Raw genomic sequence first — 13692 nt, forward strand, 5'->3', positions numbered from 1 at the left:
CTAGTTGCGGGCTAAAACATATAAACCCTGTGTCCCGAACAGATTTGCCAGCATCATATATTTGATCGACATCTTGCTTCCCGAACTGTCCACAGCCATACCCTTTTCAATTTTAATATTGAGCTCTTGGCATAAATCAACAAAATCGCGGATCGTGCAGAAATGAATATTCGGAGTACGATACCAGGGCCTGTCAAGCGATTTGGTGACCGGCATTTTACCTTTTAGCATTAAATGAAGCCTTACCCGCCAATAGCCAAAATTGGGGAAGGAAACAATTGCCCTTTTGCCAACCCTGAGAAGTTCTTCCAGAATTTTATCCGGGCGGTCCATTGCCTGTAATGTTTGACTTAGGATAACATAATCAAAACTGTTGTCAGGGAAATGTTTAATCTCCTCTTCCGCATTTCCCTGTATGACAGAAAGTCCTTTTGCCACACTTTGCTTAACACCTTCGGGGCTAAGCTCTATACCGCGGGCATCCACTTTCTTTTCTTTGCGTAAGAAATCAAGAAGCTCACCATCACCACAGCCAACATCAAGCACCCGGGCACCTTCGGGTATCATATTTGCAATGAGCAACAGATCTATACGTATATCCGACTCGCGATGATTATTCTGATCAATATCCATTAAACACCTTCCGATTCTGCTGCCAGAAAGCCTTCAATGATATTGAACATTTCCGGACAATCGAGCAAAAAGCTGTCATGCCCCTTATCCATATCAATTTCTACAAAACTGACCTGTGCTCCCGCAACATTCAGGGCGCGCACCAATTCGCGGTTCTCCTCGGTTGTATATAACCAGTCAGAGGTAAAGGAAATGATGCAGAATTTAACGGGCGTACCTTCAAAAGCTTTAGTTAAGTTCCCCCCAAAGCCGGCCGTAATATCATAATAATCCGTCGCTCTGGTAATATAAAGATAGCTGTTTGCATCAAAACGGTCGACAAATGAGATACCCTGATAACGCAGATAGCTTTCAATCTGAAAATCCGCATCAAAACCAAATGTCAGTTTTTCCCGGTCCTGTAAGTTCCTACCGAATTTTGAGGTAAGGCTGCGTTCGGACATATAGGTAATATGAGCCGCCATACGTGCCACGGAAAGGCCAGCATGAGGACGGGATTCCTTTTCATAATAACGGCCGTTCTGCCAGTTCGGGTCTGCCATAATCGCCTGTCGCCCCACTTCATGAAACGCAATATTCTGTGCCGAATGTCGCCAGGTTGAGGCAATGGGAATGGCTGTTTTAACTCTCTTCCCATGGTCAACTGCCCAGTGGAGTACCTGCATTCCTCCCATTGAGCCACCGATTACTGAATAAAGCTTTTCAATGCCAAAATGATCAATCAGCCGCACTTGAGCAGAAACCATATCAGCAATGGTAATGACCGGAAAATCAAGTCCATATGGTTTGTTGGTCGCAGGATTTATTTCCATTGGACCACTGCTTCCTGAGCAGGAGCCAAGAACATTTGTACAGATGACAAAGAATTTATTGGTATCAATTGGCAGTCCCGGACCTATCACTTTCGGCCACCAGCCTTCTTTTCCTGTTAAGGGGTTTTGACCCCGGGCATATTGATCCCCTGTCAGGGCATGACAGACCAGAATTGCATTTGTTTTATCCTTGTTCAGAACACCCCAGCTTTTATAAGCCACTTTAAAAGGAGACAAAACTTCACCGGACGAAAGCAAAAGAGGGTCTTTTTCCCCCAGTGTAACCACTTCGGCGAAACCCTCATCAACTGGAATTTGCTGTTTTTCTGTGTCCATAATCCTGATCTTGGTAAATTATTTATGCTTCTAGTTTTCTACTGCAGCACAAAAGTAAGTCAACCGTTCTTTACATCGTGGTAGCAATTTTGCCCTTTATTTACGAAAAAACAAAAATTTTTTGTGGTTTAATTGCTCAGTTCCGTGTAGATCAAAACAGGAAATTAACAAAAAAGACCAAGGTTCAAAATGAGCGGCCCTAAAACACACAGCTGGATAGATGATCTTGAAATTTATATTGCCGGTAAGGCAAAAGTCGATAATGTCAAAAATATTCATAAACTATCCGCGAATGAAAGCGCATTAGGCCCAAGTCCTAAAGCAATGGAAGCTTATCGGAATGCGGCAGGCGAACTTCACCGCTATCCTGATCCCGCCTATTATGATCTGCGCGAAGCTTTGGCACAAAAACATAATATTAAAGCTGAGAATATTGTCTGCGGTGTCGGGTCGGATGAAATCCTGAAACTGGCTTGTCGCGCTTATCTTTCACCGGGTGATCATGCCCTATATGTGGCACACAGTTTTTCAATGTATCCGATCGCTATAAAAGCTATGGGCGCCAAAGCCATAGAAGTGGAAGATATAAAATATACTGCCAATGTCGATAATATTTTATCTTCACTGAACGATAAAACCCGGATCATTTTTATTGCCAACCCCAATAACCCCACCGGCACATATTTACCAAGAAGCGAAATTGAACGGCTTTGGAAGACTATCCCAGATGATGTGCTGCTGGTGCTTGATGCCGCCTATGCCGAATTTGTCTGTGCCGATGATTATGATGCCGGCATTGATCTGGTGGAAAAGTCAGAAAATATCCTGATGACCCGTACTTTTTCAAAATTATACGGGCTTGCCGCCTTACGTCTGGGCTGGGGCTATTCAAACGCGAAAATTGCCGAAACGCTCAACAAACTGCGCGACCCGTTTAATGTTCCTTCTAGTGCACAGATCGCCGGAATTGCTGCCCTGAAAGATACTGAATTTGAAACAAAGGCGATTGCCTTTAATAAAAAATGGCGAAACTGGCTTTCTGCTGAGATCTCATCACTGGGGCTTCATGTCATACCCAGCGCCACAAATTTCATCCTTTTCAGGTTTGATGACAATGAAAAATCAGCGGCGGCAGCAAATGATTATCTGATGAAGAATGGCTATATTTTAAGATATTATAAAGGTCAGGGCCTTGAAAAATTTTTAAGGCTGACTGTCGGAACGGAAGAAGAAAACAGAGAAATAATAAAATTGCTTGGAAAATTTCTGGATAAATAAATGGCATTATTCGATAAAATTGCAATCATCGGACTGGGGCTTATCGGCTCATCAATTGCCCGTGGAATAAAAGATAAAAAACTGGCTAATGTCCTTTCCGGCTATGATATTAACCCCGATTATCAGAACACAATTAAAGAGCTTTCCCTTGTCGATGACCTCTGTACAGAAGTTGGTGATACTGTAAAAGATGCCGATTTGATCATTCTTGCCACCCCTGTTGGAACTTATAGTGAGATAGGTAAGGAAATTAAATCATACCTGAAAGAAGGCGCCATTCTGTCAGATGTCGGCAGTGTTAAGTCAGCCGTGTTTGAAATGCTTGGTCCAAATACGCCGGAAAATGTCCATCTTATCCCGGCTCATCCTGTTGCTGGGACAGAACAATCAGGACCGGAATCCGGTTTTTCAAGCCTTTTCCACGATCGTTGGGCCATTATTACACCGCCGGATGATGCTGATCAGAATGCTGTCGAGAAACTTTCCAAATTCTGGCAGGGACTCGGCAGCAACGTTGAAATTATGAATGCTACCCATCATGATAAAGTTCTGGCCATTACCAGCCACGTGCCCCATTTAATTGCTTATAACATCGTTGGAACCGCGCGGGATCTGGAAGAGGTCACAAAATCGGAAGTTATTAAGTTTTCCGCTGGCGGATTTCGGGACTTTACAAGAATAGCCGCCTCAAACCCGACGATGTGGCGTGACGTGTTTCTGAATAATAAGGAAGCCGTGCTGGAAATGCTTGGACGCTTTAGCGAAGATCTGACAGCGCTTCAGCGGGCGATCCGGTGGGGTGACGGCGATACCCTTTATGATATGTTTGTAAAAACCCGCCGCATCAGAAGACAGATTATTGATGCTGGCCAGGATGAGGATGTTGCAGATTTTGGCCGTAAACACGACAAATAATGTCACTCAACAACAGCCGGTAATTCCATTAATTGAATAGGGCCAAGAAAAAGCAATCCATTCTGCATACTGATTGAAAGGGGTACTTCCCCGGCAAGGCTGTCATTTTCCGCCTGGCTTTTTAGTAAAAGCCGGGCAGTCTCAGGAAGTGTCTGATTTTTCGATAGTTGATCAAGCATTCTGCCCATTCCAACCACTTTTGCATCAAAAGCGCCAAGCGGTTTTAAATTTTCATCAAGCGTGACATCCCCGCTTAATGACAGGCTACTTTGTGATGTTCCGTACTCAAAACTGCTGATACTGACTGTTCCCCCATCATCGCGCCACTTTGATAGTCCCCTAACCGAATAATCCGGCTGTTCATTGGCATGGAGCAGGGCTTCAATTTTAAAATTATCGGCTTTTTCACCCAAAATGCTGTTAGCAAATTCCCTGATTAAAACATTTTCTGCCTTGAAATAAATAGCCCTGTTTACAGGAAGGTCGTAACTTTCAACTGACTGAGGCTGTCCACTCGAGCGGCGCAGATGAATTTGTGCTTTTTCCATTACAGAAATTTCTGTCGGTTCTGCCTGGGCACCATGATACCAGCTTATTTTTTCAGCAACAGTAGAAAGATTATTTAGTTCCGAAGTATCAGGGTCAAGAATGACTGAGGTTTTGACATCATCGAACGTGATATTTAAATCAGGCTTATTTAATGGACCCTGAGTAACATCAAAATATTTGGTTACCAAAATCGCATGCTTTGGATCCCAAGGTTGAAATATAACCGCGATTTCCGGCACATCTATTGAAAGTGGCTGATTGCCAACACGTCCTGCCGGTACCGCAGCATTTAAGGACGACGCTTCAATGATAATTTTATAGGGAAATCCTGACACTTTTACGTCCCCAACAAAAATTTTAGTACCGTTAAGCCGTTTTTCACTATTTTCCACCCAGTCTAGGGTCGTGCTTTTCGCCTGATCCGCCAGGTGAAACCAGAAATAACTGTAGCCCGCAATTAATATTAAAACAGACGCGACAATCAGTTTAAAACGCATTTCGCCAATCCTTATTTTAAAGAAGCGCTCGGCAACGCGGAAATATTTTATTTAGCCTATTTCGGTCCTTATCAAAACCGATAATTTAAACCAACCGAAATAACCGGATAATATCTTAAATATTTGATTTCATCTGTATCTCTGAAATCCTGTTCGGCCTGTGCAATATCAGCCTGTAGCAGAGGATCATTTGAAAGAAGACCGCCCGTCGAATTAATATCAAGTCTTGGCTTACCCGCAAAAACAACCCCCAGATCAAACATGAATGACCAATCACTGTCATCGGCAAGCGGATTACCCCAGCCAATACCAACATAAGGGGCAACAGGTGTAAAATCCACCTTTGCTGTAAGTATTCCCACTTCTGCACTTGTATAGGTGTTGTCACCAATATCATATGTATTGCTTGGAAGCGAAGTACCAGTCAGACCGTTTTCATTTACAAAAGCGCCGGCGGTAATTCGAAATGAACTGTCTGTAATAAACCAGTCGGCAAATGCCGTATAGCTGTTTAACTTAAGATCCATGTCATAATCATTATCTTCGACATTGATCTGGCGGCTCAGTTTGAAATAATTTGCACCAAATCGTAAATTTACATTTTCCACTGCTTCCATTGTAAGTTCAACACCTGCTCCCAGTGTGCCTACTTTTAAACCAAGGGCTGCATCACCAGGGGCCGCCTGTGCCGACTGAGAAAGTCCGCAAATGAGCGCTATCGCTGTCACTAAATATTTCATAATTTCCTACCTTTTAAATTTTTATTTAATTATTTTGACTGTCAGAATTTTCCAGAAGTGCCAAACTGGCCGCTTCAATTTTATTTTCAAGGGCAACCATAAAATCATCTTTATCCATTCCCGGCTCTATAGGACTGAGAAATTCAAAAACGATTACTCCACCGGGATTCAGATGACCTTTCTTAGGCCAATATACACCGGAATTTAAGGCAACCGGGATAACAGCATGCTGCGTATATTTATAAATGCCGAAAATGCCCGGCTGATATTCGATTTTTTGTCCTGGAAGACTTCTTGACCCTTCCGGAAAGATAATCAGCTGACGTTCTTCAGAAATTGATTGAGCTGAATCCTGCATCAGTTTTTTCAAGGCCCTAAGTCCTCCATCACGGTCTACAGGGATCATTCCTGTGTTGAGACAAAACCGACCATAAAGTGGTATTTTTAAAAGCTCCTTCTTCATGACAAATGCCGGATGACTAACCACAGTATGCATGACAAATGTATCAAATGATGACTGATGTTTCATAGCAATCAGAGCTCCACCTTGTGGAATATTTTCAACACCTCTGACCTCAAATCGAATATTCATGATCGTCTGTAAAATAACACGTACGCCCCGTGACCAAATACCCTGAAAAGCAATCAGACCATTTCGTGGCATCCAGAATAACGGAAGATAAAGGATGCAAAATAATGCCGTCCAACCATAAAACACCCCTTTAAATATACCGGATCGTACTGCGGTCAATTATTGATCTCCTGCTAATATCATTATGCGGAAACGCCCTCAGAAACCGGACTTGAAATTTTCGCCCGAAGTAAGCTGACAACATATTTGCTGTATTCCTGTGACAAATTAAAATAATTTATATTTTTTGGACGCCAGCTGCCAACCGGATGCTCTATTAGCACTATATTCGGCATAAATCTCTTAAATTCCACAATTGCCCGCGGCATATGTTCAAGTGACGTTACAACTCTAAGGCTTTTGATATTATTTATTTCAACCCACTGCATTGTTTCTATTGCGTTTCCCACTGTATCCACCGCCTTATTACCGCTTTCAATACAGCATTCTTCAAGATCAGGACTGCTTCCTAAAAGTATTAATAATTCTTCACGTGTTACTTTTTCATCCACACCGGAAATATATAGTTTCTCGGCAAGATGAGCTTCCAATAATTTAATGGCAACATCCAGTCGGTTCTGCCCTCCGGTAAGAACAACTATTGCATCCGTTTTTTGTGTGCCACCGGGAGGTTTAATTGAAAGCTGATCAATATACCATAAAAATCCTCCAAGCCAGATCAGGCCCAGAAAAATTATGATACTTAAAAGACTTCGCATAACCTCGTTATACCATCCTTCCCAATTCACGCATAACAGTTATTCGCGCTGTAAACATGGCCAGCAAAGCAAATAACAAAGGAAAAAAAAGTAAAACGGACATTTTTAAATAGGGAAGTGTTGGTGTCTCAACCAACCCCCCTGAAAGGTCCTGAACCAGATTTAATAATCCATATACTGTTATAAAGGAAAGCAGGAGACCAATAAGACCTCCCCTTAACCCGTAATACATAAACCGTTTCTGATATGCCTTCGCAATCATTTGGTCATGAGCGCCCATCAGGTGCATAATCGCAATAATATTTTTATGCTCTGACATACTAGATTTTGTACCAAATATGACAATGCCCACGGAGGCAAGCAAAATCATGATCAGAATACCAAGAGCTGTATATTCAACTGTATAGGCAAGGTCATAAAAATGGCTGAGCCATTTTGCATGATCATCCAGATAAACATTATTACTTATTTGTTTAAGCTTACTTTCGAGTGCATCCAAATTTACATAGGCTTCTTCACTTGTCTGAACATCAATCATAACAGGAACCGGAAGATCATCCGTAATATTGCCTGACCCAAGCCACGGCTCAAGCAATGTTTTAAGTTCCTGATCCGAAAGAATTCTGACCTCTTCTATCCCTGGCGTTTGTCTTAAGGCCTTTTGAATTTCCAGCGATTCTGCTGTGATCTGGTCCTTATCCTCACCTGTGATCTGAACGGTAATACGCCCTTGAAGACTACTTGCCCAATTATCAAAACCTGAATGCAGAAGTAAACTTCCCGTAGCAGCGAGGGCACTTAAATAGACCATAATTGCCATTACCCATGGCAGTAACCTTGTCGCTTCGCCGCTTTTAACTGTTGGTAGGAAATTGAAAGATCGGCTCATTGGTCCCGCTCTTTTCCGACATTAAAGTCTGAAATATCTTTTTTGCTGCCTTCAATATGCAGAAGCCTCCCGCCGACAAGATGAAGCCTTGGGGCACCCACTTTTTTTACAAGTGCATTATCATGGGTTGCAATAACGATTGTTGTGCCTAATTTATTCAGCTCAACAAAAAGATACATTAATCTTTCCGCCATTTCCGGATCCACATTCCCGGTTGGCTCATCGGCAAGAAGAATATCCGGGCGTCTGATAACAGCGCGGGCAATGGCCACCCTTTGTTTTTCCCCACCAGACAATGTTGACGGCAGTGAGAGCATTTTATCTTCAAGGCCGACCCATCGCAGCAATTCTTCCACATGTTCATTAATCTGAGCACCACTTCCCCCGGCAATTCTTAAGGGCAAGGCCACATTATCAATGGCTGTCATATGATCAAGCAATCTGAAATCCTGAAAAACAACACCAATGCGCCGTCTTAGCTTCGGGAGATCTTCACGCATGGCTTTGGCAACGTCGCGGCCAAACATCATAATTTCCCCACGACTTGGCCTTTGTGCCAGATACATTAATTTTAGAAGTGACGTTTTACCCGCACCGCTTGGGCCCGTTAGAAAATGCATCGAACCTGGTTCAAGCTTAAATGAGATATCATTCAGGACCTCATGTCCTTTATCATAACTCATGCTTACATTTCTAAATTCAACCAATGAAGAACCCTTTAAAATTCTAATTCCGGATTTTTACTTCTTAGACCATAGTCCTTTTAATAATGCAAATTCAATTACCGATCATTAAAGAATTAAACAGGTCATTTTAAGGTGGCCATGTATATCTCCAGATTACACTATATGTTAACGAAACTTTGTCAATTTGACGGCTATAATTTAAAAAATATCATCCGGGAAAATTTTTGGTACAAAATTATATCCTATTGATAATCATAACTATGCATACTATAACGTGTTTTTTAAATTAACTATAATAAAGGAAACGGGCCTTTTAAATGATCCTGACTTGTCCGGAATGTAAATCCAGATATGTTGTGAACCCCGCGGCATTAATGCCGAGAGGCAGGACTGTACGCTGTGCAAAATGCAGTCATAGCTGGTTTGAACAAAAACCGGATGAAAGTGTCTTTCCTGCTGCTGCCAGAACCCCTCAAAATCCGGTAGCGACTGAGCCAGAAAAGTCCGGCGATAATGAAGAATTGAAAGAACAGAACAACAAGTCTTCCCAGAATGAAAATACAGCAACAGAAAATACGGACAACAGCAGCAGTGAAAGTGGTGAGGAAGATTTCGACTTCCCCATAAATAAACCGCCTAAAAGAAGAAGACCGGTACCAAAGGGTTCTAATCTGCCTGCGCTCCAAAATCAAAAATATGGGTCCAATAAAGTCGGATGGATTTCTCTCGCTGTTTTTGTAACGGCCGTGATCTGCTCTTTCATGATCTTTCAGGATGCTATCATAAAAAGCTGGCCAGCGTCGAAAAAGCTCTATGTGGCCATTGGTCTGGAAGAAGGAAATGTCATAAAAGCCCCTGTTAAACCGGAACTGGCCCCAATTGAAGAACGCTTGAGTATTGGTGGCATTACTCCTAGGCGTGAGAATGTAAATAATGTATCCAACCTAGTTATTAGCGGGTTTATTGAAAATATCTCGAGTGAAATACAATCAGTGCCAGCAATTAAAATAATGCTGCTCGATTCAAATCGCCGCAACATAAGAGAATGGAGCGTTCAGCCACAAAAATCTCAACTTAATCCTGCCGAGAGAGTAAATTTTGAAACCTCGCTTCCATCTCCTCCACCGGAAGCAAAAGATATCAGCATTGATTTTGTAAAAAAATAACTGAAAAAATAATAAAATATAAAGAATTTCTGTGTATTCATGGCCATTGTAAGTAACAATTGGACTGACTATGGCACGTATTTTAATTGCAGAAGATGAAGTCGCCGTTCGTACATTTATTTGTCGGGCTCTAAAACTTCGAGGTCATGAAACCATCGGCGTAGCGGATGGAGGCGCGGCAATCGTTGAATTGGAAAATAATCAATATGACCTGCTCCTGACCGACATCATTATGCCGGTTATGGACGGTATTTCACTTGCTTTAAAAGTAACGGCAGAATATCCGGCAATGCCAATATTAATGATGACAGGTTTTGTCCATGAAAAGCAGCGCGCTCATAATATGGGTAGTTTAATTAATAACGTTATCAGTAAGCCATTTTCACTTGATGAAATTTGTCACGCCGTTGATGAGGTCCTGATGGCCTACCAGCAGGTTCACTAATAACATTACTACATTATCGGAGCTGAAGTAATTTCCTTCATTATATTCTGAAGCTCTGGTGACTTTAGCATAGGCCTGTTCAGAACCCTTTTCAGATTGCTCATCACTGTGATAAGTTCTGTTTGATCTTCTGTGACCTGATTAATCTCACTTTTCCTCATTCCCGCCAGGATTTCTTCAACAAGCTCTGAAGCATTTTGTATCAGATAACCAGAACTATCCCCTGTAAATGAGATTTTTTCTCCTAACAGTTTAACCGCATTACCCACTTTGGTTTGGAGCAATATCTGGCTGTGCTTTTGGCTGATATTTTTTTCCTGATCATTATTGCGAAGGTCCAGTCCTGATTTTTGCCGCATAGTACTGGCTAATTTCACTTTCATTTGGTCATTAAAGGAACTGGCAAGCAATGTTTTCTGTATGGCAATTAAATTATCAATGATTTTCTGACTTTCCGAAAGGGCAAAATAATTCCCGAGACCACCTTTTCCAAGTATCAGATCATCATTCTGAACGATCCCTTTACGCATAAAGTCCACAATAAGGGCAGCATTATAATATTTACCCTGATCACTGAAGGTAAGAATATAGCTGTATAATTTTCTTAAAGCGCCAATATCTATATCAAGAGGGTAATTTGCCGAAGTGGAAGTATATGTTGCATATACATAATCATGAAACAACTTGTCGACTTCCCTTAAATTCTCTCTTATTTCCAGAACCTCTTTATTCTGATTAATAGAAAGTGTCAGTTTGTCCAGTGACTCGAGTAACCCGTTTTCAATCGGTCCCAGTTCACTGTCTTCCAGTTTCTGGGCAATATCCCAAAGCAAATTACGCGCCGTCTCCCTGTCGGTCGGATAAACCGGGTCAGAAAGCCGTCTGTATGCTGATTGCATTGCCATATAATATATGGGCGGTAGAAACTCATTTTCAGTCAAAAGGCCCAATGCCCTGATTTGTCGGGCAATCGAGTTTAATTGATAGTCGGGTTTTGCCAGTTCACGGTGAAGGGATATTAACTTGCCGGCAATTTCATTTTTATAAAATTTTTCCGGAATTTGTACTTTATGAATAACGGCTGTCGAAACCTGACCGGCTTCATCTTCAACAGATAACGCGAGATCAACTGTCTCGCCAGAATGATCAGATCCGGTAAAGTCCAGATAAAAAATATTTTTATAAGCCTCTATTTCACTGACCATTAAATTTTTGATATCGCTCTTTACGCCGTTCGAATCAATCAGCCCTACGGAGGTCTTCATGATTTTTCTGTCATCATTTACATCAACTTTTAATGCCAGATAGCCTTTGCTGTTTTTATTATCTTCTATAGCAAACTGGTTTATAACAGGTGCCGGATCATCAATAAGAATGATCGGCCAGGAAGCAATTGTAAAAGCCCCCTGTTTTAATGACCATAAATTTTGCTTATCAATTTTCGCACTTGCTTTAAAGCTGCCATCAGACATTTCTTCAAATGGGATGACTACGCCATCGGACATAGTAATTTCTGGGGCCCACTTTAGCCCTTTTACATGAAGATCTAGAACACTTCCCTCATAAACTGGATTTATCGCTGCCTTAATCTCATCCGGTTTTTTAAAATCTATGGTTACAGTATCCTGCTTTAGATAAAGCGGTGCTGTAACTGTTACCTTTATTTCTGCCGACGGATAATCAAAAAGAGCCCGTGGTTTAAGGGCAAGTTCTGATAATCTGGAAAAATCCTGACTGTTAACAAATAAAATAAGAATTGCCGCCAGTGAACTCAGATAAAAGCATGACTTTAAAACTGATCCAGCTTCTTTTATCCTGCCGGACACTCCCAGCATGATAAATGCCGAACATCCCAAAATAACGGCCAGATAAAATATTGCCTGCATCCAGGAAGGCACAAATGCCCAAAGATCAAGGAAAGAAATGCAGATATATAAACATAAAATAACGGCCGCTGAGTAAACTCCACCTGATAATGAAACCAGACCGGAAGCCCCAGATAATTTTTCTGTTGTTGATTTATGCTGCTCTTCTATCAGTTCAACCCTTTTTATTTTTAGATTATATTTAGACTTACCCTATTTTGACAGCCATGGGGCAAGCTGATCAAGTCCAATTATATCATCATATGTTGGTCTTGGCCTGACAATGGCAAAATCTTTATCTTTTACAAGCACTTCAGGGACAAGCCGTCTTGTATTATAGGTTGATGCCATGACAGCTCCGTACGCGCCGACAGAGCGAATCGCCAAAAGATCCCCTTTTTCCATAGGTGTGATTAAGCGATTGGTTGCAAATGTGTCACCGGTTTCACAGACCGGTCCGACAATATCAAAAAGCTCTCTGTCCTGATGACTTTCATTAACAGAAACTATTTCATGATAAGCATCATACATACTAGGCCGGACAAGATCGTTCATTGCTGCATCTACAATCAGGAATTTTCTTGCCTGTCCTTTTTTTACATAAACTACTTTGGAAACAAGGATACCGGCATTGCCAACAAGAAATCGGCCCGGCTCAATAATAATCTGACAGCCTAGGTGACTAACCACCCTTTTTACCATTTCCGCATATTCAGCCGGCAGCGGTGTTAATTCTTCACCCTGATAAGGAATACCCAAACCACCCCCTAAATCAAGGCGGGTAATTTCGTGTCCGTCTTCCCGAAGCGTTTCTATAAGACCTGAAATTCTCTTAAATGCTTCTTCAAATGGGTCAAGTTCGGTGATTTGAGACCCGATATGAAGATCAAGTCCAACAAGCTTTATACCGGAAAGGCTTGCCGCGGTTGCACAAATTTCACGGACATTAACCCAGGGAACCCCAAATTTATTTTCTGACTTTCCGGTTGAAATTTTTGCATGTGTTTTGGCATCGACATCCGGATTAACCCGAAAAGTTATATCCGCCACTTTGCCAAGCATTGTCGCGACTTCACTTAATTGGTAAAGTTCCGGCTCACTTTCCACATTAAACTGGTAAATTCCCTGCTCAAGCGCAAATACCATTTCATCAACCGTTTTAGCAACGCCGGAATAGACAATTTTTTTTGCTGGAATACCTGCCTGAAGTGCCCTTCTCATTTCACCTTCTGAAACAACATCAGCACCGGACCCCATTTCAGCAAATGATTTAATAACGGACTGATTTGTATTCGCTTTAACCGCATAACAAATTAAGACATCGAGATCACCAAATGCATCCTTAAACTGGTTATACTGATATTCCAATGATGCACTGGAATATAAATAAAATGGTGTGCCGACCTGCTTTGCAATGTCAGCAACTTTAATATTCTCAACGGTCATTTCGCCGTCGCGATACTCAAAAAAATTCATGCCATCCCTAGCTTAGTTATTGTTTGAAGGTGCTTGTTTTTGCGGAGGAGGTAAT

General features: G+C 41.7%; 14 protein-coding genes. 4 read left to right on the forward strand and 10 right to left on the reverse strand.

Annotated elements, in window-relative coordinates; translation table 11 throughout:
• Complete coding sequence (gene metW / locus R3D86_04925) at nucleotides 1-633, reverse strand: methionine biosynthesis protein MetW (GenBank protein MEZ5757545.1); 633 nt, start codon at nucleotides 631-633, stop codon at nucleotides 1-3.
• Nucleotides 633-1781 (reverse strand): homoserine O-acetyltransferase, encoded by a 1149-nt coding sequence (locus tag R3D86_04930; protein ID MEZ5757546.1) that lies wholly within the window; start codon nucleotides 1779-1781, stop codon nucleotides 633-635. Before R3D86_04930 ends, metW begins: the two co-directional genes overlap by 1 nt.
• 189 nt (nucleotides 1782-1970) lie before the next feature.
• On the opposite strand from R3D86_04930, the gene hisC reads away from it, so the two are divergent.
• Both hisC and R3D86_04940 read left to right on the forward strand, forming a co-directional pair.
• Entirely contained in the window at nucleotides 1971-3059 is a 1089-nt protein-coding gene (hisC, locus tag R3D86_04935) for a histidinol-phosphate transaminase (protein ID MEZ5757547.1), read from the forward strand.
• Entirely contained in the window at nucleotides 3060-3974 is a 915-nt protein-coding gene (locus R3D86_04940) for a prephenate/arogenate dehydrogenase family protein (protein ID MEZ5757548.1), read from the forward strand.
• A 2-nt stretch (nucleotides 3975-3976) separates the two neighbouring features.
• On the opposite strand, the gene R3D86_04945 is transcribed toward R3D86_04940, so the two are convergent.
• From R3D86_04945 to ftsE, 6 genes are all read right to left on the reverse strand, one after another.
• Nucleotides 3977-5020 carry a DUF2125 domain-containing protein gene (locus tag R3D86_04945; GenBank protein MEZ5757549.1) on the reverse strand — a complete coding sequence of 348 codons (1044 nt, stop codon included), beginning with the start codon at nucleotides 5018-5020 and terminating at the stop codon, nucleotides 3977-3979.
• 71 nt (nucleotides 5021-5091) lie between these two features.
• Complete coding sequence (locus tag R3D86_04950) at nucleotides 5092-5760, reverse strand: hypothetical protein (protein MEZ5757550.1); 669 nt, start codon at nucleotides 5758-5760, stop codon at nucleotides 5092-5094.
• Between the two features lie 25 nt (nucleotides 5761-5785).
• Entirely contained in the window at nucleotides 5786-6511 is a 726-nt protein-coding gene (locus R3D86_04955; protein MEZ5757551.1) for a lysophospholipid acyltransferase family protein, read from the reverse strand.
• A gap of 23 nt (nucleotides 6512-6534) precedes the next feature.
• A complete protein-coding gene (locus R3D86_04960) occupies nucleotides 6535-7110 on the reverse strand; it encodes a YdcF family protein (protein MEZ5757552.1) in 576 nt (191 codons plus the stop codon).
• Nucleotides 7111-7117: 7 nt separating this feature from the next.
• Complete coding sequence (locus R3D86_04965; GenBank protein ID MEZ5757553.1) at nucleotides 7118-7999, reverse strand: FtsX-like permease family protein; 882 nt, start codon at nucleotides 7997-7999, stop codon at nucleotides 7118-7120.
• Nucleotides 7996-8706 (reverse strand): cell division ATP-binding protein FtsE, encoded by a 711-nt coding sequence (gene ftsE / locus R3D86_04970; protein ID MEZ5757554.1) that lies wholly within the window; start codon nucleotides 8704-8706, stop codon nucleotides 7996-7998. Before ftsE ends, R3D86_04965 begins: the two co-directional genes overlap by 4 nt.
• Before the next feature lie 296 nt (nucleotides 8707-9002).
• Here ftsE and R3D86_04975 point away from each other — a divergent pair, with 296 nt between their 5' ends.
• Complete coding sequence (locus tag R3D86_04975; protein MEZ5757555.1) at nucleotides 9003-9851, forward strand: DUF3426 domain-containing protein; 849 nt, start codon at nucleotides 9003-9005, stop codon at nucleotides 9849-9851.
• A gap of 70 nt (nucleotides 9852-9921) precedes the next feature.
• A complete protein-coding gene (locus R3D86_04980) occupies nucleotides 9922-10296 on the forward strand; it encodes a response regulator (protein MEZ5757556.1) in 375 nt (124 codons plus the stop codon).
• A gap of 8 nt (nucleotides 10297-10304) precedes the next feature.
• Here the strand turns inward: R3D86_04980 and R3D86_04985 are convergent, their stop codons facing one another.
• Nucleotides 10305-12182, reverse strand: a complete 1878-nt coding sequence (locus tag R3D86_04985) for a DUF4175 family protein (protein ID MEZ5757557.1) — start codon at nucleotides 12180-12182, stop codon at nucleotides 10305-10307.
• A 192-nt stretch (nucleotides 12183-12374) separates the two neighbouring features.
• Nucleotides 12375-13637 (reverse strand): diaminopimelate decarboxylase, encoded by a 1263-nt coding sequence (lysA, locus tag R3D86_04990; protein ID MEZ5757558.1) that lies wholly within the window; start codon nucleotides 13635-13637, stop codon nucleotides 12375-12377.
• Between the last annotated feature and the right edge of the window lie 55 nt (nucleotides 13638-13692).

The sequence above is a fragment of the Emcibacteraceae bacterium genome (assembly GCA_041396985.1).
Lineage (GTDB): Bacteria > Pseudomonadota > Alphaproteobacteria > Sphingomonadales > Emcibacteraceae > Pseudemcibacter.